This is a genomic window from Mesorhizobium sp. M0184 (genome assembly GCF_040322215.1).
In the GTDB taxonomy this organism is placed as follows: Bacteria; Pseudomonadota; Alphaproteobacteria; order Rhizobiales; family Rhizobiaceae; genus Mesorhizobium.
In genome coordinates this window covers 1-22,581 of record NZ_JAMYSZ010000025.1, presented here as the reverse complement: position 1 = coordinate 22,581, position 22,581 = coordinate 1, and the positions used below count along the sequence as shown (strand labels likewise).

Genomic DNA, 22,581 nt, shown 5'->3' with positions numbered 1-22,581 from the left:
GCAGTATGAGTGAACACGCGATCGAGTTCTTGCGCGGGTGGATCGGCGAAAAAGTCCACTGCCAGCCCTCGCCAGCCAGAATCGAGAAGCAGGCCGAGACCCTCGCCAGGGAATGTGCGGCCAAGGCTGCCGAAGCCGGCATACCCCTGGAGGATATCCAGGAAGAGGTCGGCGACATTCAGGAGCTCATTGCTTCGAGGCTCGAAGAGGCGGCCGAGGCCGACCAGGACGAGCAGAATTCCAACAAGCCTGCCGGCTGACGGACCGCCCCGGCAAAACCTGCCGGGCGAACAATGCCTGTCTGATGCAGTTGCGCGGTCCTATCGCCGCGCAGCCTTGCCAAATCTCTCCTTGAGCCACTCTTTCGGCAATGCCGGCACGAAATTGCCGTCGCGCCCGGTCATGTCTTCATTGGCGACCAGTGCGTTGAGGATTGCTTCCTCCACGCTCTGAACGACGGCGTCGAAGAACGGGTTGATGTCGGCATCCGGTATGTAGCCGGCGCTGACCAATTTGCCGGCCGCGCCGCGCGCCGCGTCGGGATTGGCCGTGCTGAAGGCCAGAAAGATATCGCCGGACGAATTGTATCCATAGCCGCCGGTCAGCGCCACGCCGAGCGGCACGCGTTTCGCCAGTCTTTTCAACTGATGCGGCATGAATGGCGCATCGGTGGCGACGATCGCGATGATCGAGCTCTTTTCCGCTCGCGGCGTGTTGTCCCGGGTCGCCGGTTCGGCGAGTTCCGCTCCGGCTCTGATGCCACGGATCACGAGGTTTCGCCGTGTACCGAAATTCGACTGGACGAAGCAGCCGATCGTGAAATGCTCTCCATTCCAGTCGACGCTGCGCGAGGATGTGCCCGATCCCGCCTTGAAGCCGAAGGTGATCATGCCGGTGCCGCCGCCGACGCTGCCCTCTTCGATCGGCCCGCTTTCAGCCGTTTCGAGCGCGGAAAACACGTGCTCGAAGCCCACATGGTGGCCGTTGATATCATTCAGGAAGCCATCATAAGTCTCGCCCGCCACCGGCAGAGCCCAGGCGCTGTCGAGCGATTGCGGCAGCACTGTCTGCATCCAGCGCAACGTTGCGTCGCGGCTGACGCCGCAGGAATGCGTGTTGGTGATGGTGATGGGAAGATTGAACGCTCCGAGTTCCTCTATCAGATGTGAGCCGGTCAGTTCGCCATTGCCATTGGCGCTGAACACGCCGGCAAACGCAGGGACGGCCAACTCGTCTCTGGGCCGTGGCAGGATCGCGGTCACGCCGGTGCGTACCGGACCCTTGCCGACGACGAGCGGCCCGTCCCCTGAGATCAGCGTCGTATAGCCGACCGTCACGCCGGGCACATCGGTGATGGCATTGAAGCGGCCTGGCGTGCCATCGAATGGGATCGCGAAGGCGCGGGCGCGCAGTTTGCCCGAGGGCGTCGCAAGATGCGGGTCGGTCATTTTTTCCTCAGAAAAGCGAACCTTGGCCGCCCGGCGCCTTGAGCTTGGCCGCGGGCTTGGCAACCGTCTTCGGCCGCGCCGTGCCACTGATGGCGACTGCATCGGCGGTGCCGTCGGCGAACTCCAGCGAAAGCGCCATTCCCGACACCACTTCCGCCGCATGCTTGACCACCGCGCCGTCCGCATCCTTGACCAGCGCGAAGCCTCGCGCCAGCACGGCCTTGTGCGAGAGCGTCGCCAGCAGCCGGTCTGCCTGCGTCAGTTTTCCACGCAGGCGGTCCAGCCGTCTTGAAATCGCCTGGTCCTGCCGCCGTGTCAGTGCCAGCAGGGCATCGCCTTGCAGTTTCTGCCGTCTTGCTATCGGCGCCGGTGACAGTCTGGTCGCCGTGCGCGAAAACCGCGCCCGACGCTCGCGCACGATGGCGAAGAAAGCCGCTTGCGCACGGGCGAGGTCGCGGCGGGTCAGAGTGCGGGCTTCGTTCATGCGCCGCGACAAAGTCGCCGGCGTCAGCCGCTGCCCCAGAAGCCTGGCCCGCTTGCGCTCAACGCTGACCGACAGCGCCCGGCCGAGCCGGCTCGTCGCCTCGTCGAAGCGCCGCCGCGGCAGCGCCAGCAACTGGTCGGGCGAGGGCAGCGCACGGGCGGCCGCGCGTGCCGCCTGCCGCTTGCGTTCGAAATTGCGCGACAGTGCGGTCTTCAACCGCGCGCCAAGGCCGGCAAGCGTCGCTTCGAGGTCGACCTTGACCGGCACGGCGATCTCGGCGGCGCCTGTCGGCGTCGGCGCCCGCACATCCGCCGCCAGATCGATCAATGTCCAGTCGGTCTCGTGGCCGACCGCGGAAATCACCGGAATGCCCGAAGCGGCGACGGCCCGGGCAAGCGCTTCGTCGTTGAACCCCCACAGATCCTCCAGGCTGCCGCCGCCGCGCGCCACGATCAACAGATCGGGCCGCGCGATGGCGCCGTCCCATGGCAGTGCGTTGAAGCCGTTGACGGCAGCAGTCACTTCCGCACCCGCCGTCTCGCCCTGCACCCGCACCGGCCAGACGAGCACGTGCAGTGGAAACCGATCCTTGATGCGGTGGATGATGTCGCGGATGACGGCGCCTGTCGGCGAGGTGACGACGCCGATGACGCAGGGCATGAACGGCAGACGCCGCTTGCGCGCCGCGTCGAACAGGCCTTCGGCCTGCAGCCGGCGCTTGCGCTCGTCCAGCAGCGCCATCAGCGCACCGGCACCGGCCGGCTCGAGATTGTCAATAACGATCTGGTAGTTCGACTTTCCGGGATAGGTGGTGAGCCGGCCGGTGGCGATCACCTCCATGCCTTCCTCTGGACGGAATTTCAGCCGGCTCATCGTGGTCTTCCACACCACGGCGTCGAGCCGCGCGCGATCGTCCTTCAGGCAGAAATAGGCATGGCCGGAGGAATGCGGTCCGCGATAGCCGGAAATCTCGCCGCGCACCCGTACATTGCCGAAGACGTCCTCGACCGTACGCTTCAGCGCGCCGGAAATCTCGCTCACCGTATATTCGGTAGCGTTGGTGCGTGATTCGGATGCTGCGTCGCTCATCGGCCGATTGGGGGACGATTGCTGGCCGGCGTCAAGGCGGCCGCGTTCGATGTCCGCCCCAATCGCGCGATCACCAGCCCGGCAGGATCTGGTTCGGCTTGGTCCGCTTCATCTTGGCGAAGGCGAGGGCGGCGAAATCGAACGTGCCGGTCTCCTCGCCGAGTGGCACGGAAATATTGTCGAGGCTCTCCGAAATGTGGCGCGCAAGCGCGTCGACGATCTCCGGCCGCGAGGTCTGACCGCGCATGATGCCGATGCGGCAATCGGGCAGGGCGCCGAAACCGTCGGCCTCGCCCAGCACCCGCATGCCGGGCCGCAGGGCGCATTCCGGCAGCACCGAGATCGCCAGACCGGAAAGCACCGCGGCGGCGATGACGGTGGCAGAGAAGCTGGTGAACAGGATGCGATAGTCGCGGCTCTGCTGATCGAGCACGTCGGCGGCGGCCCGCCGCCAGATGCAGTTCGGCCGGCCGAAGGCCATCGGCAGGATCGGCTGCTCATGCGTCGCATGGTTGGCCGAGGTAACCCACAGCAGCGGTTCGCGCCGCACCACTTCCGACTGGCCGCGCGCGTCGTTGTGCGTCACCAGCGCCAGGTCGAGATTGCCGCGCTTGATGTGTTCGACCAGTCCCGGCGTCGGTTCGCAGATAACGGTCAGTTCGACATGCGGGTTGGAACGGGCAAACCGCGCCATGATCTCTGGCAGGAAGCGATCGGCATAATCGTCCGGGGTGCCGATGCGGATGGTGCCTTCGAGCCGGCGGTCGTCGAAGGCGGCCAGTGTTTCCTTGTTGAGATAGAGCAGCCGCCTTGCGTAGGAGAGCAGTCTGTCGCCTTCCTCGGTCAGCCTGTTGGTGCGGCCGTCTTTTTCGAACAGCGGCTTGCCGATCCGTTCCTCCAGCCGCCGCATCTGCATCGACACCGCAGACTGGGTCCGATGCACCGCTTCCGCCGCGCGGGTAAAGCTGCCGGTGTCGACAATCGAGATGAAGGTCTGCAACTGATCGAGATCGAGCGGCGCTTTCATTGGCCTAATCCATCATTGATGCTGATGCTAAAGATTAGAAACATTCGTTGGATTAATCAATCGGGCCATGGCAAATTCCGATTGTCCACATGAAGCGAATGCATGTCGCCCAAAAGTGGGCACCGGTTTTGGGGCGACGACATGCATCATCTTAGATGAATCGAAGCCGGAACGGCCGCTGTCGCCAGCGCCCGATCGACCGGTTTCGCCCGTTCGAATGTGAAGGAGACCGACATGGCTACGTTTGATTTCGCTACCGAGACCTCGCGCATCACCTCGCGTCCGGCCGTTGCGACGCGCGTGGCCAATGCCGCTGCCAATGTTTACCGCGCCTGGAGAAACCGCCGCGCCTTTTATCCCCTCGGCGAGATGTCGGATGCCGAGCTCGCCGACATCGGCCTGACCCGCGCCGACCTGCACGTCGCTGTCGGTGTACCCTTTGGCCGCGATCCGACAGAAAGGCTTCGCGTCATCGCGGTCGAGCGCGCCGAAACGATCGAGGATATTGCCCGCAAGGTGGTGTGATCGCATAAATTCGCGATTTTGGTCGCATTGAACCTTTTTGAGGCACGACGCCACCAAGTTACGCAGGCTCCCCACTCCCTGCCGGATCCCCCCGGCCAGCCTGCGCGCTGCCCGGTCCTCCCAGGACCGGGCTTTCTTTTTGGGCGGCACTGATGATTGGTTGCGGTGTCTGGTCTAGCGCCGGCCCATGCCCTGCTTGAACTGGTCGAAGATCGACTCCATGCCTTTCTGGTAGTCGTCGCGCTGCTGGGCGCCTGTCTCGAACATCTTGCCGAACAGGTCGTCGAACGGATTTCTCGGCCTGCCGCTCGGATTGGCCTGCGGCTGCGGCGCCTGAGGTTGCTGCGGCGCCTGACGCGGCTGAGACTGTTGTGCACCACCGCCGAACATGTCCTGCAGTACTTTGCCGAGCGGATTGTCACCATAAGGGTTCTGTGTTTGCTGGGGTTGGTTCTGCGGCTGCTGCGGCTGTGGTGCACCGCCGCCGAACATATCCTGCAGCACCTTGCCGAGCGGATTGTCACCATAAGGGTTCTGCGTCTGCTGCGGCTGGCTTTGCGGCTGCTGCCCGCCGCCGAACATGTCCTGCAACACCTTGCCGAGCGGGTTGTCGCCGTAAGGGCTCTGCGTCTGTTGCGGCTGCTGCCCGCCGAACATGTCCTGCAGCACCTTGCCGAGCGGGTTATCCGTGGGGCCTGCAGGCTGAGGGGCCGGCGCCTGGCCGCCGCCGCCCGCCTGCCGCATCATCTGCTCGATGAGCTCGCCGAGCGGATTGCCGCCGCCTGCCGCATGCATCTGCCCGCCTAACTGGTTGGTGGTCTGCTTGAACAGCCCGCCCATCATCATCGAGGCGATTGCCGGCAGCATCTGCTGCAACACCTGCTGGCTGACGCCGCTCGCCTGCGCGGCCTGGTTGGCGACGGCCCGCGACAGGTCCTTCGAGCCGAACAAATGGCCGAGAATGCCGTTGCCTTCATCGAGGCCCTGCGGCGAGAAGGCCCGGCTTGCATCCTCGAAATATTTGGCGTGCTGGCCGCTTGCCATCGCCGTCATGAAGGAGCCGAGCCCATAAGGGTCCGCCGTGTTGCGCTTCAGCCCCTGCGAAAAGGCCGGCAGCAGCGCCGCGACCGCCGCCTGCGTCTGCTGCTGCGAAAGCCCGAACTGCTGGGCCAGCGCCTGCATGCCGTTGCCGTTCTGGGCCTGTGCCAGAATATCGAACAATGAAGGCATCGTTTTCTCCTCCGGGAAAATCCTCGTTGGAGAAGCCTAATTCGTTTCCATCACTGATTGAAGCGAATTTGCCGGACCATCGGCCAAGCGGATAGCGAAGCGTTAATACGCGTATTCCATGAACACCGGCTCGATCGAGCCGCCCCAGCGTGTGTGGTAGGCCGAGACCATCTCTTCGGCGCTGGTGGTGCCACGCGCGACGACCTCGTCCAGCGTGTTGAGGAACGAGGTCTCGTCATAGCCGTCGCGGTTCTTGCGGCCGCGGTTCTTCAGTCCCATGCGCGAGATGACGAGCACGTCGCGGGCGATCTCGCGCAATGTCGTGTTGCGGAACGGCGCCGAAATGCCCTGTTCCGGCACCGCGTTGCGCATTGCCAGCACTTCGTCATAGCTCCAGCTCGAGGTCAGCGCCTCGGCGGCGTCGAGCGCAGCCGCATCGTAGAGCAGCCCAACCCAGAAGGCCGGCAGCGCGCAGATGCGCCGCCACGGCCCGCCATCGGCGCCGCGCATTTCGAGAAAGCGCTTCAGCCGCACGTCCGGGAACAGCGTCGACAGATGGTTCGCCCAGTCGCCCATCGTCGGCAGCCCGTCCGGCAGTTCGTTGCGGGCGGCGCCCGCCATGAACTGGCGGAAGGTGATGTGCGTCATGTCGTGGTATTGGCCGTCGCGGATGACGAAATACATCGGCACGTCGAGCGCCCATTCGACATAATCGGCAAAGCCGAAATCGGGCGAGAAGCAGAATTCGAGCAGGCCGGAGCGCTGATTGTCGGTGTCGCGCCAGATCTCGCCGCGCCAGCTCTGCAAGCCGTTCGGCCGGCTTTCGGTGAAGGGCGAGTTGGCAAACAGCGCCGTCGACAGCGGCTGCAGCTTCAGCGACACCTGCATCTTGCGGCGCATGTCGGCTTCGCTCTCGAAGTCGAGATTCACCTGGATCGTGCAGGTCCGGTACATCATGTCGAGGCCCTTGGTGCCGACCTTGGGCATGTAGCGGGTCATGATCTCGTAGCGCGATTTCGGCATTTTCGGCGTCTCGGCCAGCGACCATTTCGGGCTGCCGCCAAGGCCGAGAAAACGAATGCCCATCGGTTCGGCGATCTCGCGTACCTGCGCCAGATGCGCATTGCCTTCGCGGCAGGTCTGGTGAATCGTCTCCAGCGGCGCGCCGGACAGTTCGAATTGGCCGCCTGGCTCCAGCGAGATCGCGCCCTGGCCGGTCGGCTCGACCAGGCCGATGATGCGGCCGGCATCCATGATCGGGTCCCAGCCGAGTTTGTCCTGCATGCCTTCGAGGATGGCGCGGATGCCGCGCTCGCCGCCATAGGGCACCGGGGCATTGCCGTCGACATAGAACGGGAATTTCTCATGCTCGGTGCCGATGCGCCATTTGTCGCGCGGCTTGTTGCCTTCGGCCAGGTGCTCGACGAGTTCGTCGACGCCTTCGATCGGCCGGAAATCGGTAGTATCGCGCGCCATAATAGCCCTCCGCACACGACCCCGAAAACCGGCTTCGATTTTCGGAAAGGATCATGTGCCCAATCAATATGCTACAGCGTCCTTTGCGCGCCCGAAAGGACGCGCGGCCACTGCCGGCGCTAGATGGACGAAATGTCAGTAGCCGATCAAGCGAAAAATCCTGAGCCAGAGGGTAACTGGAATTGATCACCAATCGCCGATTGTCGCCTGGATCAGCGCCAGTGCCGCCACCGCCGCCGTATCCGCTCGCAGGATGCGCGGCCCGAGCGGAATGGCGGTAACGAAGGGCAGCGCTCTCAGCATCTTGCGTTCCTCGTCGGAAAAGCCGCCCTCCGGCCCGACCAGCAGACCGAGCTTTCTCTCCCGCACCGCCTGCAATGCCCGCAGGGGATTGTTGGTCGATGCATGCTCGTCGCAGAAGATCAGCCGCCGCTCGCGGTCCCAGCCCGCCAGCAGGCGCTCGAATTTTTCCGCTTCGCGCAGCTCCGGCACCGCCAATATGCCGCATTGTTCGGCCGCCTCGACGACATTGGCGCGCAGGCGCTCGATGCCGGGTTTTGCCACCTGCGTATGCTGGGTGATGACCGGCTGCAGGATGCCGGCGCCCATCTCCACCGCCTTTTGCACGAGGTAGTCGAGCCGTCCTTGCTTCAGCGGCGCGAAGCAATAGACGAGATCGGACAGCGGCGGCTGCGACCGCTGCAATGCCAACACCTTCAGGCGTACAGCTTTCTTCGATTTTGCCGCGATCGCCGCCGACCATTCGCCGTCGCGGCCGTTGAAGACCAGAATTTCGGCGCCTTCGCCGAGCCGCAGCACGTGCGAGAGATAATGGCTCTGCTGCGGGCCGATGTCGAACTCGATGTCCGGTCCAAGCCCGTCCGGCACGAACAGCCGCTGCATCTTGTAATTGGCGCGCATCGCCGAGGAATGCGGCAACGTCACCCTCGGCGTCAAGCCTCGGCGGAAGGATGCCAGACAGGCTCGTAGCCTTTCTGCAGCACCGAAACAGTTGTCGCTGGCGTGAGCAGGCCGATTGGACTGTCGGTAAAACCGCCGAACCCCACCGGTTCGCCATAACCGCCGAAACTCCAGGGCAGCGCGGCGCCATCAAACAGGGCGTACGCCCTTTTTCCTGACGAGATCATCGTGCCGCCCGGCAGGTCCGCAAGCGCTTCCGCTTCCAGTCTCGTCGCCCGCCCGCCCGATGCCAGGCGCTCCTTGTGCAGGCGCTTGTCGAGCTGCGGCGCGCGTGGCTCGGCAATGCCGAAGGCGTCGCCGAAACGCCGGACAAAATCCCTGGCCCGCTCGCGCCGGCAGAAGAAGCAGGGACGGTGGCCGGCGGCAAGTGCCGTCACCTCGTCGAGGAAAAACAGCTCGGTCCAGCCGGCCTTGCCGCCAGCCCGGTTGCGCCCCATCGGCTCGCGCCGCACGTTGCCGAATTCGCAGACGCAGATGATCCAGGCTTGCAGCGCCCAGCGCTTCTTCAACAGCGTTCTCGTCTCGGGGTCGTGAATGATGCCGCGATTGCCCATGAACAGGCCGCGCTCCGGCACGGCATGGATGGCGCCGAACGGGTCGACCCGGTTTTGCAGTGGCATAGGCGTTCCCTGTTGGCTGCAATGCTGGTGCCATGATATCGCTCGTTGCATCAATTTCATGTCAGCAGGTTTCGATGCGGGTCTTGGTTGTCCAGAACTTCGACAATGAGGGCCTTGGCCAGATCGGCGCGGCCCTTGTCGAGGCGGGCGCCGATATCGACCTGCGCCGTCCCTACCGCGGCGACGCGCTGCCGCAAGATAGCGGCGGGCATGACGCCATGGTGGTGCTCGGCGGCGCCCAGAATGCGCTGGAGGACGAGCTCTGTCCTTATTTTCCGGGTCTGCTCGATCTGACACGCGACTTTGCCGAGAGGGATCGCGCGGTGCTTGGTATCTGCCTCGGCAGCCAGTTGGTCGCGCGCGCCTTTGGCGGCGAGAACCAGATCGGCGGCGCGTCGGAGTTCGGCTGGCACGAGGTCGCGCTCACCGCGGCGGCGCAGGCCGATCCGGTGCTCGCCGCCTTGCCTGAAAAATTCCCGATCTTCGAATGGCACGACGACACCTTTGTCTTGCCCGAGACTGCCGTGCGGCTGGCCGGCAATGCCGTGGCCGAGAACCAGGCGTTCCGCATCGGCCGCGCCGTCTATGGCTTTCAGTTTCATTTCGAGGCGGACCGGCCGATGGTTCGCGACTGGAGCACGTCCTTCGCACCGCTGATCGCCGAACGCCATCCGGATTGGGCCGTCCGGCTCGACGACGAAATGGCCCGCAACGGACCGCAAGCCGATGCCGCCGGCCTGGCCATCGCCCGCGCCTGGGTGGCGACGATCTGACGGCCCATATAGTCAACGTATTTGGCGACGTTGCATATTTGGCACGCGGCGGCAAATCCGCCGGGGATAACGCGTTTCATCCTTGGCCTGTGTCTGTCCGCCAGCCTAAAAGGCGCCCGCTCTGCATCTTCAGTGCAACCGCGATGAACCTTTCCTGTGACCCGCGCGACACACCGCCGATACAGAACATGCCTAGAAGCGCGAAACCGTCAGACATTTGCGACGTATTTCGCGTTTCAACGCATTGGTAACCCGCTCGTGCATAGATGCAGGAAGCTCAACAAGAGATGACGTCCGTGAAAGCAGCCTTTTTGTCCTTTGTCATGTTGTCGGCCATCGTCTTGTGCGGCCTCGGCATTTATTCCGCCGACGCGGCCAACGACCACAATGCCGTCGACGGCTACGGCGTCACCGCCGCGCTTCGCTAGCCTCTCTGCTCATAATCCCACGCCTTCCCTACGCCCGCTCACCCGTCACTGTCAGGATATGCTTGTCAGCGCCGTCCACGACGAGCGCGGTGAGGTTTCCCGATTGCCAGGCGAGGGTGTCGACGTTGACGCGGTTGCCGGTGATCTCGGGTTTGGGCACCGGCGTATGGCCGTGCACCACGATCTTGGGATGAAGACCGGCGTGGTCGTGGAAGACCTCGCGGATCCAGATCAGGTCCTGCCGGCTCTGGCTTTCCAGCGCAACGCCGGGCCGGATGCCGGCATGGCAGAAGAAGAAGTCGCCGAAGGTCACCGAAAAGGGCAGCGAGCGCAGGAACTCGACATGGTTCTGCGGCACCGCCTCGACCAGTGCGGCGTGGCCTTGCCGCAATGCCGCATCGGCCCGGCCAAACCAGGCGCTGCCCCCACCGAGCGACACGCCATAGGATAGCGCCGTCTGGATGCCGCCATAGCGCATGAACAGCCCGTCCGGATCGGGGACATCGAGAAAATCGAGGAAGCCGAGATCATGATTTCCGGCCAGCATCAGGTGACGCGGATCGCGTCTTTGCGCGTCGATCAGGAAATCGATGACGCCCCTGGAGTCCGGGCCGCGATCGACATAGTCGCCGAGATGGATCACGCGCCAATCGGCCGACGGCCTTTGACCGAGCTCCGCCTCGATCCGCCGGTGCATGGCGGTCAGCAAATCGAGCCGGCCGTGCACATCGCCGATCGCGTAAAGGCGCATGCCTTGCGGTCCGCGCGCCTCGTAGAAACTGATGCCGGGCTCCGTCAATGCCTGCGTCGCCTCCGTGGTCATGCCGTCACGGGACTTTAGCGCCGAAGCTGATCCTTGCCCATGTCGGTGACCAGACGCTTTCCGCACAGCGCCAGCGTTATGTCCATCTCCTTGCGGATGATTTCCAGCGCCTTGGTAACCCCTTCCCTGCCGAGCGCGCCGAGGCCGTACAGGAAAGGCCGACCGATATAGGTGCCCTTGGCGCCAAGGCACAGTGCTTTGAGCACGTCCTGGCCGGAACGGATGCCGCCGTCCATATGCACCTCGATCGTGTCGCCGACGGCGTCGGCGATCTCTTCCAGCGCCATGATCGACGACGAGGCGCCGTCGAGCTGGCGGCCGCCATGGTTGGAAACGATGATCGCGTCGGCGCCCGTTCTGGCGGCCATCAGCGCATCTTCCTTGTCGAGTATGCCTTTCAGGATCAGCTTGCCGCCCCAGCGCTCCTTGATCCAGGCGACGTCCTTCCACGACAGATGTGGATCGAACTGCTCCTTCGTCCAGGACGACAGCGAGGCGAGGTCGCCGACGCCCTTGGCATGGCCGACGATGTTGCGGAAGCTCCGGCGCTTGGTGCCGGCCATGCCGACGCACCAGCGCGGCCTTGTCGCCATCTGCCAGAGGTGCTTCGGCGTCATTCGCGGCGGCGCCGAAAGCCCGTTGCGGATATCCTTGTGGCGCTGACCGAGGATCTGCAGGTCGAGCGTCAGCACCAGCGCCGAACATTTCGCCGCTTTTGCGCGATCGATCAAATCGAAGACGAAGTCCTTGTCGCGCAGCACATACAGCTGGAACCAGAACGGCTTCCTGGTCACCGACGCGACATCCTCGATCGAGCAGATGCTCATTGTCGACAGCGTGAACGGCACACCGAATTCTTCCGCAGCCTGCGCCGCCAGCATCTCGCCGTCCGGATGCTGCATGCCGGTCATGCCGGTCGGCGCCAGCGCCACCGGCATCGTCACCTTCTCGCCGATCATGGTCGATTCCAGCGAGCGGTTGTCCATGTCGACAAGCACGCGCTGGCGGAACTTGATCTTCTGGAAATCTTCCTCGTTGGCCCGGTAGGTGCTTTCGGTCCAGGCGCCGGAATCGGCGTAGTCGAAGAACATCTTCGGCACGCGGCGGCGCGCTAGGTCCTTGAGGTCGGCGATGGTGAGAATGCTGCTCATGGATCTTTTTTTCCGCTGGTTCTTCGCTGGTTCGTCGTTGAATTTTCTGGGCGGGGCCTACGGCTGTTTTCTTGCCGCCTCACCGTCACCGGGCTCGGAGCGCTGCCTGAGCCTCAGCCGCGACACGCGCTGCCAGTCGCCGCTGCGCTCGGCCTCGGCCATCGACCGTTCGACGTAGGAGATGTGGTCCATCGCCGCCTGCCGCGCCGCGGCCGGATCGCCGGCCTTGACCGCCGCATAGATTGCCCGGTGCTGCGAAAGCAGCGCCTCGCGCGCGCCCGGCACGTTGAACACCAGCCGCCGGTTCTGGAACACGCCTTCCGACAGCAGCCGATAACAGGAGCGCAGCGTGTGCAGCAGGATGATGTTGTGCGCGCATTCGCAGATCGCGTGATGGAACTCGATGTCGATTTCCGCCTCATCGTCGAAATTGCCGGTCCGGTGCGCCTCGTCCATACGTGCCATGATGCGGTCGAGCAGCGCCAGATCGTCCGATGTGGCACGCCGCGCCGCATATTCCGCCGCCACCGCCTCGATCTCGCGGCGGTACTCCAGATAGTCGGTCACCGCCTTGCGATGCATCGAGATCAGGTCGGTCACCGGCTTGGTGAACAGCTGGCCGATGACATCGGCGACATGGGTGCCGCCGCCTGGCCGTGTCGTCAACAGCCCGCGCCCTTCCAAGGCTTTCAAGGCATCGCGCAGGATCGGCCGCGACACCTCGAACTGGCGCGCCAGTTCGCGCTCGCCCGGCAGCCGGTCGCCGGTGCGCAGGACGCCTTCGAGGATCAGGCTCTCGATCTGCTGCACCACCTCGTCGGCGGTGCGCGAATGCTCGATCCGGGAGAAAATGTCGCTCAAACGGGATGCCTGGGGGTTGAACCGATGTCGCGCAAGATAAAGCCGGCGTCGCCAACTGGTCAAATTATTTATCCAATTCGCCGGGGCCGGGTCCGTTTCACAGCCGCGGCGCCATATCATCTTCAGCTAAATTGGGCGTTTGCGTCCCCTGGCGATTGCCTCTAGAGGGACATCATTGCCAAAGGGCTCACAGAAGCCCGGGGGACCAGCCGTGCCAGACGCCGACCCTTCCAACCTCGAATTCCAGCTGCGCGCCAAAGCCGTGGGCGGCACCGTCATGGGCTTTCCGGCGCATGAAGGTCGGCCGGGCGCGCTCGGCGAGGTCCACGCCCGGCCGCAGCCGCTGGTCGAAAAGCCGCGCGTGCTGGTGCAGCTTTCCTTCATGACCGAAGCTGGATCCGGGATCGATCAGGCCGTGCTTTCCGAATTGTCGCGACGCCTCGGCATCGCCGCGCCCGACCCTCACGCCCGCCACCACGCGATGAAATGGGGCAAGGGCTCGCTGCGCTGGGAACGCCACACGGAATTCTCGACCTATCTCTGGGAAGGCCCGCTCGCCGAAAACGGCAGGGGGCAAGAAGACACACCCTTCGGCAACGGGTTTTCGCCGCCGGGCACGGTGATTTCCGGCATCAGGCTGGAGATCCGCAAATGGACGCCGGCGAACGAAAAACTGATCGCCGGCTTCGATCCGACCAGCCTGTGCTATTCGCTGGTCGAGCGCGGCAACGCGGCCATCGTCACCGATTTCCGTCAGGATGGCGACGGCTTGACCCGCATGCTGGTGCTCGACCGCGGCCTGACCCCGGCGCGCACCGGGGCACTGTCGCAGCGGCTGATCGACATCGAGACCTACCGCACGCTGGCCATGCTTGGGCTGCCGCTGGCCCTGACGCTGTCCGGTCGCGCCCGCCGCATCGAAGACAGGCTGGCCCAGACCACGTTGGAAATGAAGGTCGCCGAGACCCGCGACAGCCAGACGCTACTTGCCGACTTGACCGAACTGGCCGCCGAGCTGGAGGCCGATGCCGCCTCCAGCCTCTACCGCTTCGGCGCCAGCCGCGCCTATGACGGCATCGTGCGCGAACGGCTGGAGGCGCTCGACGAAGAGGCGGTGCCCGGCTACGACACCTGGGGCGGTTTTCTGCAGCGCCGCGTGGCGCCGGCGATGCGTACCTGCCGTTCGGTCGAGGAGCGTCAGGCCAACCTGTCGACGAAGCTCACCCGTGCCACCACACTGCTGCGCACCTGGGTCGACGTCGAGGTCGAGAAGCAGAACCGCGATCTTTTGGCGTCGATGAACAATCGCGCCCGCCTGCAATTGCGGCTGCAGCAGACGGTGGAGGGGCTCTCGGTCGCCGCGGTTTCCTACTATGTCGTCGGCCTCATCGGCTACGTCGCCAAGGGCGCCTCGATCTTCGGCCATGCCTTCGCGCCGGAAATGGTCACCGCCGCCTCGGTGCCGCTCGCCGTCGTGCTCGTCTGGTGGGGCGTGCGCCGCGTCCGCCGCATGCACTCCGAACCAGGCAAGCAGCCGGGCGAGTAATGTGGGGCGCAGCGGCAGATTGCCGCTGCGGAAGGCTGTCCCGGCCATAGGCCTCTCATCGCGGCCAACGCGGCATTTGCAAGCGACCACTGTCGCTGGTAAAAGATTTTTACCAGTCGATCGAAGGAGGCTGTCGATGTCCGGCCTTGCCATGCCGAAACCAGACGACGCCACGATGCGCCGGCGCGACGAGATCGTCGCCGATATGCGCATCATGGTGCCGGGCGAGGGCGTCGTCGACGCCGCCAATGCCATGCGCGCCTTCGAGAGCGACGGGCTCACCGCCTACCGGCAATTGCCGCTCGTCGTGGTACTGCCGCAAACCGTGGCCCAGGTCTCGCGGGTGCTGAAATATTGCAGCGACCGCAACATCCGCGTCGTGCCGCGCGGCTCCGGCACCTCGCTCTCCGGCGGCGCGCTGCCGCTCGAAGACGCGGTGCTGCTGGTAATGAGCCGCTTCAACCGCATCCTCGAGATCGATTTTCAGAACCGCGTCGTCGTCGCCCAGCCCGGCGTCACCAATCTCGGCATCACCACCGCCGTCGAGCAGGAGGGTTTTTATTACGCCCCCGATCCATCCTCCCAGATCGCCTGCTCGATCGGCGGCAATGTCGCGGAAAATTCCGGCGGCGTGCACTGCCTGAAATACGGTCTCACCGCCAACAATGTGCTCGGCATCGAGATGGTGCTGATGAATGGCGAGGTGGTGCGCCTCGGCGGCAGCCATCTCGACGCGGAAGGCTACGACCTGCTCGGCGTCATGACCGGCTCCGAAGGACTGCTCGGCGTCGTAACCGAGGTCACCGTGCGTATCCTGAAGAAGCCGGAGACGGCGCGTGCCCTGCTGATCGGTTTCGCGACCAGCGAGCAGGCCGGCCAATGCGTTGCCGACATCATCGGCGCCGGCATCATTCCGGGCGGCATGGAGATGATGGACCGCCCGGCCATCCACGCCGCCGAGGATTTCGTCCAGGCCGGCTATCCCTTGGATGTCGAGGCGCTGCTGATCGTCGAACTCGACGGGCCGGGGGTAGAGGTCGATCATCTGATCGGCCTGGTCGAGGCCATCGCCTATAGGAACGGCTCGACCACATGCCGCATTTCGCAATCGGAGCAGGAGCGGCTGAGCTTCTGGGCCGGCCGCAAGGCGGCGTTCCCGGCGGTCGGCCGCATCTCGCCCGACTACTACTGCATGGATGGCACCATCCCGCGCAAGGAACTGCCGCGCGTGCTCGCCGGCATGCGCGAGCTGTCGGAGAAATACGGGCTCGGCGTCGCCAATGTCTTCCACGCCGGCGACGGCAATCTGCACCCGCTCATCCTCTATGACGCCAACGTGCCGGGCGAACTCGACAAGGCGGAGAGTTTCGGCGCTGACATATTGCGGCTCTGCGTCAAGGTCGGTGGCGTGCTGACCGGCGAGCACGGGGTCGGCGTCGAGAAGCGCGATCTGATGCCGGAAATGTTCAACCAGATCGACCTCGACCAGCAGATGCGCGTCAAATGCGCCTTCGACCCCAACCATCTTTTGAATCCCGGCAAGGTCTTCCCGCAATTGAGGCGATGCGCCGAGCTCGGGCGGATGCACGTGCATCGCGGGCAAGTGGCGTTTCCGGACATTCCGAGGTTTTGAGTGCGTATGTTAGCGCTTGAACACCCCCCTCTGTCCTGCCGGACATCTCCCCCTCAAGGGGGGAGATTGGCAGCTTGCAGGCCTCAGCCTTCTTTCAATATTGACGATTGGCGAAGCCAGACGCGACGTCCGATCTCCCCCCTTGAGGGGGAGATGTCCGGCAGGACAGAGGGGGGCGCGAAGGAACGCGACGTTCCCGCATTTGCAAATGCCGCGTCCGTCCCATGACCACCTTCACCCCGTCCACAGCCGCGGAAACCCTATCCACAATCGCTTGGGCAGCCGCGGAAGACTCGCCGCTCGAAATCATCGGCCATGGTTCCAAGCGCGGTATCGGCCGGCGGCAGCAGAGTGAGCATACGCTCGACCTTTCCAGACTCTCCGGCGTCATGCTTTACGAGCCGGCCGAACTGGTGCTGTCGGCAAAAGCCGGCACGCCGCTGGCCGAAATCGAAAGCCTGCTTGCCGAAAACGGCCAGCAACTTGCCTTCGAACCGATGGATTACGGCCCGCTGCTCGGCGGTGGGCCAGCGCGAGGCACGATCGGCGGCGCACTCGCCGCGAACCTTTCCGGCCCGCGCCGGCTGAAGGTGGGTGCTGCGCGCGACCATATCCTCGGCATAGCGGCCGTTTCCGGGCGCGGCGAGGCCTTCAAGTCGGGCGGCCGCGTCGTCAAGAACGTCACCGGCTATGATCTGTCCAAGCTGATGGCCAACAGCTGGGGCACGCTGGCGGTGCTCACCGACGTCACCTTCAAGGTGCTGCCTGCTGCCGAGACCGAAGTCACGCTCGCCATCCGCGGCCTGCTCGACGATCACGCCGCCGCCGCCATGGCGCTGGCGCTGGGTTCCAGCGCCGAAGTGTCAAGTGCTGCCCATCTTCCCGAACGGGTCGCAGCTAGGGTCGCTGGCGGCAGTCTCGGCAGCGATGCCGCGACGCTGCTGCGCATCGAGGGCTTCGGCCCGTCGGTCGCTTACCGCATTGCCGCGCTGAAAGACCTGCTGAAAAACGCTGGCCCGCTGCAGGAGATTTCCGGTTCGGTCTCGTACTCGGTCTGGCGCGATGTCCGCGACTGCGCGCCGTTCGCCGATGGCAGCGAAAGGCCGGTGTGGCGCGTCTCGATGGCGCCGTCGCGGGGCCACCAGATGGTGCTGGCGCTGCGCATGCAGGCCCCGGTCGATGCCTTCTACGATTGGCAGGGCGGGCTGATCTGGCTGCGCATGCAGCAGGACGATCCCGAGGCTGGCCTGTTGCGCGGCCTGATCAGAAGACATGGCGGCGGCCATGCGACGCTGGTGCGCGCAACCCCTTCGCACCGCGCCGCCGTGCCGGTGTTCGAACCGCAAGCGCCGCAACTGGCAGCACTATCGGCGCGGCTGAAGGCCGAATTCGACCCGAAGAATATCCTCAATCCCGGCCGTATGGCCCCGGGCGCAGGCTCTGCTACTCTCGCCGCGGCAACCGAGGGAGGAGCACAATGAGCGATCCAGGCCAAAACGGTACGTCACGCCAGACCGACCGCTGGCTGGAGCCCGGCCCGACCAACGCGCTGGTCATCTACATCCTCTATCTCGCCGGCCTAGCCATCGGCGTCAGCGGCATTGTCGGCGTCGTCCTGGCCTATATCAATCGCGGCAAGGCCGGCGGCTTCGTCGAGAGCCATTACACATTCCTGATCCGCACCTTCTGGATCGGCCTGCTCTATGCACTGATCTCGGCGCTACTGATGATCGTGGTCATCGGTGTCGTGCTGATGGTTGCCGTCGCCGTCTGGTTCATCGCCCGCTGCATTCTCGGCCTGCAGGCGCTGCAGCGCGGCGAGGCGGTCAAGAACCCGGAAAGCTGGTTTCTGGGATTATGAGCATGATCCCCAAAAGTGGGTGCCGGTTTTGGGAAAAGATCATGCTCAAACGGTAAGGGTTCGTTTACGTGCAGACCAATTTCTCAGCTGCCCAGCTCGCCGATCCGCATGTCGCGGAATCGGAGAAGATCCTGCGCAAATGTGTGCATTGCGGCTTCTGCACCGCCACCTGCCCGACCTATGTGACGCTCGGCAACGAACTGGATTCGCCGCGCGGCCGGATTTATCTGATCAAGGACATGCTGGAAAACGGACGGCCGGCCGACAAGCAGATCGTCACCCATATCGACCGCTGCCTGTCCTGCCTCGCCTGCATGACCACCTGCCCGTCGGGCGTCAACTACATGCATCTGGTCGACCACGCCCGCGCCCATATCGAGGAGACCTACAAGCGTCCGCTGGCCGATCGCCTGACACGCGCCATGCTGGCCTTCGTGCTGCCCTATCCCTCGCGTTTCCGCGCGGCGCTCAAGCTGGCGAAGCTCGGCCAGCCATTCGCCGGCCTGTTTGAGAAAATCCAGGCATTGAAGCCTTTGGGCGCGATGTTGAAGCTGGCCCCGGCGTCGGTCCCGGCAGTCTCGCCGATGGCCTCGCCTGGCGTCCATGCCGGGCAGGGCGCGAAGAAAAATGGCCGCGTCGCCATCCTCACCGGCTGCGCGCAATCCGTGCTCGATCCCGGCATCAACGACACGACGATTTCGCTGCTGACCCGGCTTGGCGTTGAGGTCGTGGTGCCCGAGGGCGAGGGCTGCTGCGGCGCGCTGGTGCATCATATGGGGCGCGAGGACGCTGCCTTGGCGTCGGCCCGACGGAACGTCGACGCCTGGACGCGCGCCATCGAGCAGGGTGGACTCGACGCCATCGTCATCACCGCATCCGGGTGCGGCACCACCATCAAGGATTACGGCTTCATGCTGCGCCTCGATCCGGCCTATGCCGACAAGGCCGCGCGCGTGTCGGCGCTGGCCAGGGACATCACCGAATATCTGGCAAGCCTCGACCTGCCCGAGCCGGTTCGCAAGCCGGGCACGGTCGTCGCCTATCACTCCGCCTGCTCGATGCAGCACGGCCAGAAGATCACCCGCCAGCCGAAGGAGCTTCTGGCCAGAGCCGGCTTCGTCGTGCGCGAGCCGCGCGAAGGGCATTTGTGCTGCGGTTCCGCCGGCACCTACAACATCCTGCAGCCCGGGATTTCGGCAACGCTACGCGACCGCAAGGTCAGGAATATCGAGGCGACCGGTGCCGAAATCGTCGCCACCGGCAATATCGGCTGCATCACCCAGATCGCTTCTGCCGCCAAGCTGCCGGTGGTGCATACGATAAAGCTGCTCGACTGGGCCTATGGTGGGCCGAGGCCGGAAGGCGTTCGCGAAGAGAGGGCGGTTGTCGCGGCCGAGTGATGCGCCAGTCGCCTACTCCGCCGCCAGCCGGTCTGCCGTGCCGTAGGTGGCCTGGTAGCGGGCGCGCTGGCGGCTGAGCGCTACCATCGTGTTGCGCAGCAGGATCGCCACCGTGATCGGGCCGACGCCGCCCGGCACCGGCGTGATCCACGACGCGACATGCCTGACGCTCTCGGCATCGACGTCGCCGACGATGCGGCTCTCGCCGTCCGGCCCGATTTCCGAATTGATGCCGATGTCGATGACGGCGGCGCCCGGCTTGACCATGTCGGCCTTGATCAGCCGCGGTTTGCCGACCGCGACGAACAGTGCGTCGGCGCGGCGTGCGTGTGCCGCCACCGAACGCGTCATGTGGTGACAGACGGTCACCGTCGCGCCTTCGCTCATCAAAAGGAACGCGATCGGCTTGCCGACGATCTCGGAATGGCCGACGACCACCACCTCGAGCCCCTTGAGGTCGAGGCCGGTTTCCCTGAGCAGTTCGACCGAAGCGGCGGCGGTGCAGGGCGCCAGGTCGAGCTGGTTGTAGACGATGTTGCCGATCGAGGCCGGATGCATGCCCTCGACATCCTTGAGCGGATGCACCGCCGCCTGCAGCGTCTTGATCGGAATGTGCACCGGCACCGGCCGCTGGATGATGATGCCGGTGACGCGGGGGTCGGCATTAAGCCCGTGGATTGCCGCTTCCAGCTCGCCGGCGGTGATGTCGGCGCGAAAGCGCCTTTCCTCGAAGCCGATGCCGGCCAACCCGGCCTTGGCGCGCTGGTTGCGGACATAGACGTCGACCGCGGCGGTATCGCCGACGGTGACCGACACCAGCTTGGGCGGAAAGCCTTCGGCGGTGGCGATCGCCGCGTCCTCGCGCACGCCGGCGATGATGCGTTGGGCAACCGGGCCGCCTCTGAGATAGCGGCTGTCATCGGAAAGGGACATCGGGATGGGGCCTTTATCTGGATTTTAGCCGCCACATAGCAAAGCAACCGCGAAAAGGCAGCGCGAAAAGCGAACCGCCATGCCGGTCGCGCGACGTGCCGGCAAAATCTTCCCGTCAATTCCTGCTGGCGGAAACAAAAAGGGCAGCACGGCTTGCCGCGCTGCCCTTTCGTGACTGGCCGCATCCCCACACGGCCCGTCCCCCGTTATTCAATGCTCCCGAGGCTTCTGAGCAGAATCATCGGTGAGGTCAACCGCAGATTACATCACTACAACCGTCGTGCCAACATTGACCCGCTCGTAAAGGTCGACCACGTCCTCGTTGCGCATGCGGATGCAGCCCGACGACACCGCGCCGCCGATCGTCCAGGGCTGATTGGTGCCGTGGATACGGTACTCGGTCGAGCCGAGATAGAGCGCGCGTGCGCCGAGCGGGTTTTCCATGCCGCCGGCGAGATAGGTCGGCAGATAGCGGCCCTTGGCGGCTTCGCGGGCGATCATCACCGCCGGCGGCCGCCAATCCGGCCAGACGCGCTTGTTGGTGATCTTGTGGGTGCCGGACCATTCGAAGCCCGGCTTGCCGGTGCCGACGCCATAACGCCGCGCCTTACCGTTCTTCCCGACCAGATAGAGGAAATTCTCTCGCGTATCGATGACGATCGTGCCCGGCTTCTGCGGGCCGTCATAGGCGACTTCCTGCGGCAGATAGATCGGGTCGATCTGCGGCCGCATCACCATGCGCTTGGCCGGCGCCTGCACCGCTGCGGTGCGCAGCTGATCGGGTTCGGCCAGCCGCCGGTAGCGCCGTTGCGTCTGCGCCTCTTGCCGGCTCTGCCGCACGATGCCCGGCGCATGGCCGAGCTGCAGCACCCAGGGCGCCGAAAGATCTGGGCTGACCACCACCGGCGGCCTCTCGGCATAGCGGTCGTTGGCATTGGCGGCGCCGGCCGCAAGCACGGCCGCGGCGCCGAACAGTGGGAACAAGAATGTCTTCATCGCAACGCACCTTGATCGTCGAACATGCCGGGGTGCAAAGCCTCCCCGATTTCGCCGACATTGGGCGCGAAGCGGCAACCGAAACATGAATCGGAATGCGTAAAATGCCGATCTGTCAGTAAAGCTTTTGGTGTGGTTACCGCCCGGTTCAGGAATCTGGTAAAGCCGCGGTAAAGGCCGCGTCAAAACGCGTTAACGCCAAGACACGAACGGAATTCCGCCATGGATGAAAAGACAGGTCTGCTTGCCGGTCCCGACGGCATCGCCCGCTGCTTCTGGCACGGCAACCTGCCGGATTATCTGCACTACCACGACCACGAATGGGGCCGGCCGGTCGCCGACGACCGCCGGCTGTTCGAGAAGATCTGCCTCGAAGGTTTTCAGTCGGGCCTGTCCTGGCTGACCATATTGCGCAAGCGCGACAATTTCCGCGAGGCGTTTGCCGGCTTCGATGTCGACAAGATCGCCGCCTTCACCGACGCCGATGTCGAGCGCCTGCTCGGCAATGCCGGCATCATCCGTCACCGCGGCAAGATCGTTTCGACCATCAACAACGCCAAGCGCGCCCGCGAACTCATCGACGAGGCCGGCTCGCTGGCCGCCTGGTTCTGGAAGTTCGAACCCGGCCACGACGAGCGGCCCGAGATCGTCGACCTCGCGCATTTGCGCGCCAATCCGACGACGGCCGTCTCGGTCCGCATTTCGAAGGAGCTGAAGAAGCGCGGCTGGAGCTTTGTCGGCCCGACCACCGTCTACGCCTTCATGCAGGCGATGGGGCTGGTCAACGACCATCTCGAGGGCTGCGTCTGCCGCGAGCCGGTCGAGGCGGAACGGAAAGCGTTCAAGCGGCCGAAATAGCGGCTCAGGCGCCGCCGGCGCCGGCGAGGAAAAACCCGGCAAGGATGGCCGCCAGCGCGGCGAACACCGGATAGATCACCAGCAGTCCGGTCATCAGCACGTCGCGCATGGTCGGTCCGCTGCGCTGTTGCGCCGCGATCTCGAACGGTCCTGCGATTTGCTTCGTCTTCGGCGCATAACCATCGGCCGGCCGCAGCCGGACCGAGGCGTCGCGTGCGCCGCTATCGATGATGTCGAACTTCTGTAGCGTGGCCATGGCCCCGAACCCTTGTTTCGGCGTGCTTATCGGCCCGGATTGTGTCGGCACGATGCCGCGCGCATGGCGCAATTGTTTCAGCTTCTTTTTCGCCTTTCCTTCTCCCCTTGTGAGACCTTTGCATAGAAGCCGATTGGTGATTCTGTGATGATGGTCGAAGCAGGGAGATTCGGGATGGCGGA

Annotated in this window: 23 protein-coding genes; 10 read left to right on the top strand and 13 right to left on the bottom strand. The window is 64.6% G+C overall.

The features are described 5' to 3' along the window. Positions 1–5: 5 nt before the first annotated feature. Positions 6–260, top strand: a complete 255-nt coding sequence (locus NKJ23_RS25175) for a DUF768 domain-containing protein (RefSeq protein WP_023719384.1) — start codon at positions 6–8, stop codon at positions 258–260. 60 nt (positions 261–320) lie between these two features. Here NKJ23_RS25175 and NKJ23_RS25170 read toward each other — a convergent pair whose 3' ends face one another. From NKJ23_RS25170 to NKJ23_RS25160, 3 genes are all read right to left on the bottom strand, one after another. Beyond that, positions 321–1,448 (bottom strand): DmpA family aminopeptidase, encoded by a 1,128-nt coding sequence (locus tag NKJ23_RS25170; RefSeq protein WP_352683103.1) that lies wholly within the window; start codon positions 1,446–1,448, stop codon positions 321–323. Positions 1,449–1,455: 7 nt separating this feature from the next. Next, complete coding sequence (gene xseA, locus NKJ23_RS25165; protein WP_352457093.1) at positions 1,456–3,021, bottom strand: exodeoxyribonuclease VII large subunit; 1,566 nt, start codon at positions 3,019–3,021, stop codon at positions 1,456–1,458. 70 nt (positions 3,022–3,091) lie between these two features. Next, positions 3,092–4,048 carry a LysR substrate-binding domain-containing protein gene (locus NKJ23_RS25160; RefSeq protein WP_023680469.1) on the bottom strand — a complete coding sequence of 319 codons (957 nt, stop codon included), beginning with the start codon at positions 4,046–4,048 and terminating at the stop codon, positions 3,092–3,094. A 234-nt stretch (positions 4,049–4,282) separates the two neighbouring features. Between NKJ23_RS25160 and NKJ23_RS25155 the strand changes: the two genes are divergently transcribed. Beyond that, complete coding sequence (locus NKJ23_RS25155) at positions 4,283–4,573, top strand: DUF1127 domain-containing protein (RefSeq protein ID WP_352683101.1); 291 nt, start codon at positions 4,283–4,285, stop codon at positions 4,571–4,573. 174 nt (positions 4,574–4,747) lie between these two features. On the opposite strand, the gene NKJ23_RS25150 is transcribed toward NKJ23_RS25155, so the two are convergent. The 4 genes from NKJ23_RS25150 to NKJ23_RS25135 all read right to left on the bottom strand — a co-directional run bounded on the left by NKJ23_RS25150 (position 4,748) and on the right by NKJ23_RS25135 (position 8,880). Further along, on the bottom strand, positions 4,748–5,803 hold the full coding sequence (locus NKJ23_RS25150) for a DUF937 domain-containing protein (protein ID WP_352683099.1): 1,056 nt from the start codon (positions 5,801–5,803) through the stop codon (positions 4,748–4,750). Positions 5,804–5,905: 102 nt separating this feature from the next. Continuing rightward, complete coding sequence (locus NKJ23_RS25145) at positions 5,906–7,279, bottom strand: glutamate--cysteine ligase (RefSeq protein WP_352683097.1); 1,374 nt, start codon at positions 7,277–7,279, stop codon at positions 5,906–5,908. A gap of 186 nt (positions 7,280–7,465) precedes the next feature. Then, positions 7,466–8,200, bottom strand: coding sequence for a 16S rRNA (uracil(1498)-N(3))-methyltransferase (locus NKJ23_RS25140; protein ID WP_352683200.1), 735 nt, complete (start codon positions 8,198–8,200; stop codon positions 7,466–7,468). A 32-nt stretch (positions 8,201–8,232) separates the two neighbouring features. Further along, complete coding sequence (locus NKJ23_RS25135) at positions 8,233–8,880, bottom strand: hypothetical protein (RefSeq protein WP_352683095.1); 648 nt, start codon at positions 8,878–8,880, stop codon at positions 8,233–8,235. Between the two features lie 74 nt (positions 8,881–8,954). Between NKJ23_RS25135 and NKJ23_RS25130 the strand changes: the two genes are divergently transcribed. Together NKJ23_RS25130 and NKJ23_RS25125 are read left to right on the top strand one after the other, a co-directional pair. Continuing rightward, entirely contained in the window at positions 8,955–9,653 is a 699-nt protein-coding gene (locus NKJ23_RS25130) for a type 1 glutamine amidotransferase (RefSeq protein WP_352589299.1), read from the top strand. Positions 9,654–9,940: 287 nt separating this feature from the next. Continuing rightward, on the top strand, positions 9,941–10,081 hold the full coding sequence (locus NKJ23_RS25125) for a hypothetical protein (protein ID WP_292664785.1): 141 nt from the start codon (positions 9,941–9,943) through the stop codon (positions 10,079–10,081). Positions 10,082–10,109: 28 nt separating this feature from the next. Here NKJ23_RS25125 and NKJ23_RS25120 read toward each other — a convergent pair whose 3' ends face one another. The 3 genes from NKJ23_RS25120 to NKJ23_RS25110 are packed head-to-tail and all read right to left on the bottom strand — an operon-like array spanning position 10,110 to position 12,916. After that, positions 10,110–10,880, bottom strand: a complete 771-nt coding sequence (locus NKJ23_RS25120) for a metallophosphoesterase family protein (protein WP_352683198.1) — start codon at positions 10,878–10,880, stop codon at positions 10,110–10,112. Between the two features lie 38 nt (positions 10,881–10,918). Next, on the bottom strand, positions 10,919–12,055 hold the full coding sequence (locus tag NKJ23_RS25115) for an alpha-hydroxy acid oxidase (protein WP_352683093.1): 1,137 nt from the start codon (positions 12,053–12,055) through the stop codon (positions 10,919–10,921). Positions 12,056–12,112: 57 nt separating this feature from the next. After that, positions 12,113–12,916: a FadR/GntR family transcriptional regulator gene (locus NKJ23_RS25110; RefSeq protein ID WP_352683091.1), complete on the bottom strand. Its 804-nt coding sequence runs from the start codon at positions 12,914–12,916 to the stop codon at positions 12,113–12,115. Between the two features lie 211 nt (positions 12,917–13,127). Between NKJ23_RS25110 and NKJ23_RS25105 the strand changes: the two genes are divergently transcribed. From NKJ23_RS25105 to glcF, 5 genes are all read left to right on the top strand, one after another. Beyond that, on the top strand, positions 13,128–14,462 hold the full coding sequence (locus NKJ23_RS25105; RefSeq protein WP_352472690.1) for a DUF3422 family protein: 1,335 nt from the start codon (positions 13,128–13,130) through the stop codon (positions 14,460–14,462). 136 nt (positions 14,463–14,598) lie between these two features. Beyond that, on the top strand, positions 14,599–16,095 hold the full coding sequence (locus NKJ23_RS25100; RefSeq protein ID WP_352683090.1) for an FAD-linked oxidase C-terminal domain-containing protein: 1,497 nt from the start codon (positions 14,599–14,601) through the stop codon (positions 16,093–16,095). A 224-nt stretch (positions 16,096–16,319) separates the two neighbouring features. After that, a complete protein-coding gene (locus tag NKJ23_RS25095; protein WP_352683088.1) occupies positions 16,320–17,576 on the top strand; it encodes an FAD-binding protein in 1,257 nt (418 codons plus the stop codon). After that, on the top strand, positions 17,573–17,956 hold the full coding sequence (locus tag NKJ23_RS25090) for a DUF4870 family protein (RefSeq protein ID WP_352683086.1): 384 nt from the start codon (positions 17,573–17,575) through the stop codon (positions 17,954–17,956). Before NKJ23_RS25095 ends, NKJ23_RS25090 begins: the two co-directional genes overlap by 4 nt. A 68-nt stretch (positions 17,957–18,024) precedes the next feature. Next, positions 18,025–19,356, top strand: a complete 1,332-nt coding sequence (glcF, locus tag NKJ23_RS25085; protein ID WP_352683084.1) for a glycolate oxidase subunit GlcF — start codon at positions 18,025–18,027, stop codon at positions 19,354–19,356. A 12-nt stretch (positions 19,357–19,368) separates the two neighbouring features. On the opposite strand, the gene NKJ23_RS25080 is transcribed toward glcF, so the two are convergent. Together NKJ23_RS25080 and NKJ23_RS25075 are read right to left on the bottom strand one after the other, a co-directional pair. Then, complete coding sequence (locus tag NKJ23_RS25080; protein ID WP_352618472.1) at positions 19,369–20,289, bottom strand: bifunctional 5,10-methylenetetrahydrofolate dehydrogenase/5,10-methenyltetrahydrofolate cyclohydrolase; 921 nt, start codon at positions 20,287–20,289, stop codon at positions 19,369–19,371. A 261-nt stretch (positions 20,290–20,550) separates the two neighbouring features. Next, entirely contained in the window at positions 20,551–21,285 is a 735-nt protein-coding gene (locus tag NKJ23_RS25075) for a L,D-transpeptidase (protein ID WP_352683082.1), read from the bottom strand. Between the two features lie 222 nt (positions 21,286–21,507). Between NKJ23_RS25075 and NKJ23_RS25070 the strand changes: the two genes are divergently transcribed. Then, the gene (locus tag NKJ23_RS25070; RefSeq protein WP_352683080.1) at positions 21,508–22,143 is read left to right on the top strand and encodes a DNA-3-methyladenine glycosylase I; all 636 of its coding nucleotides are present in this window, start codon (positions 21,508–21,510) and stop codon (positions 22,141–22,143) included. A gap of 4 nt (positions 22,144–22,147) precedes the next feature. On the opposite strand, the gene NKJ23_RS25065 is transcribed toward NKJ23_RS25070, so the two are convergent. Further along, entirely contained in the window at positions 22,148–22,399 is a 252-nt protein-coding gene (locus NKJ23_RS25065; protein WP_031213141.1) for a hypothetical protein, read from the bottom strand. Between the last annotated feature and the right edge of the window lie 182 nt (positions 22,400–22,581).

Coding starts and splice junctions, on each gene's coding strand:
- NKJ23_RS25095 (WP_352683088.1), top strand. CDS start 16,320: ATGACCACCTTCACCCCGTCCACAGCCGCGGAAACCCTATCCACAATC.
- NKJ23_RS25125 (WP_292664785.1), top strand. CDS start 9,941: ATGACGTCCGTGAAAGCAGCCTTTTTGTCCTTTGTCATGTTGTCGGCC.
- NKJ23_RS25100 (WP_352683090.1), top strand. CDS start 14,599: ATGTCCGGCCTTGCCATGCCGAAACCAGACGACGCCACGATGCGCCGG.
- NKJ23_RS25090 (WP_352683086.1), top strand. CDS start 17,573: ATGAGCGATCCAGGCCAAAACGGTACGTCACGCCAGACCGACCGCTGG.
- NKJ23_RS25160 (WP_023680469.1), bottom strand. CDS start 4,048: ATGAAAGCGCCGCTCGATCTCGATCAGTTGCAGACCTTCATCTCGATT.
- NKJ23_RS25155 (WP_352683101.1), top strand. CDS start 4,283: ATGGCTACGTTTGATTTCGCTACCGAGACCTCGCGCATCACCTCGCGT.
- NKJ23_RS25135 (WP_352683095.1), bottom strand. CDS start 8,880: ATGCCACTGCAAAACCGGGTCGACCCGTTCGGCGCCATCCATGCCGTG.
- NKJ23_RS25065 (WP_031213141.1), bottom strand. CDS start 22,399: ATGGCCACGCTACAGAAGTTCGACATCATCGATAGCGGCGCACGCGAC.
- xseA (WP_352457093.1), bottom strand. CDS start 3,021: ATGAGCGACGCAGCATCCGAATCACGCACCAACGCTACCGAATATACG.
- NKJ23_RS25130 (WP_352589299.1), top strand. CDS start 8,955: ATGCGGGTCTTGGTTGTCCAGAACTTCGACAATGAGGGCCTTGGCCAG.
- NKJ23_RS25080 (WP_352618472.1), bottom strand. CDS start 20,289: ATGTCCCTTTCCGATGACAGCCGCTATCTCAGAGGCGGCCCGGTTGCC.
- NKJ23_RS25140 (WP_352683200.1), bottom strand. CDS start 8,200: ATGCGCGCCAATTACAAGATGCAGCGGCTGTTCGTGCCGGACGGGCTT.
- NKJ23_RS25115 (WP_352683093.1), bottom strand. CDS start 12,055: ATGAGCAGCATTCTCACCATCGCCGACCTCAAGGACCTAGCGCGCCGC.
- NKJ23_RS25145 (WP_352683097.1), bottom strand. CDS start 7,279: ATGGCGCGCGATACTACCGATTTCCGGCCGATCGAAGGCGTCGACGAA.
- NKJ23_RS25070 (WP_352683080.1), top strand. CDS start 21,508: ATGGATGAAAAGACAGGTCTGCTTGCCGGTCCCGACGGCATCGCCCGC.
- NKJ23_RS25170 (WP_352683103.1), bottom strand. CDS start 1,448: ATGACCGACCCGCATCTTGCGACGCCCTCGGGCAAACTGCGCGCCCGC.
- NKJ23_RS25175 (WP_023719384.1), top strand. CDS start 6: ATGAGTGAACACGCGATCGAGTTCTTGCGCGGGTGGATCGGCGAAAAA.
- NKJ23_RS25075 (WP_352683082.1), bottom strand. CDS start 21,285: ATGAAGACATTCTTGTTCCCACTGTTCGGCGCCGCGGCCGTGCTTGCG.
- NKJ23_RS25150 (WP_352683099.1), bottom strand. CDS start 5,803: ATGCCTTCATTGTTCGATATTCTGGCACAGGCCCAGAACGGCAACGGC.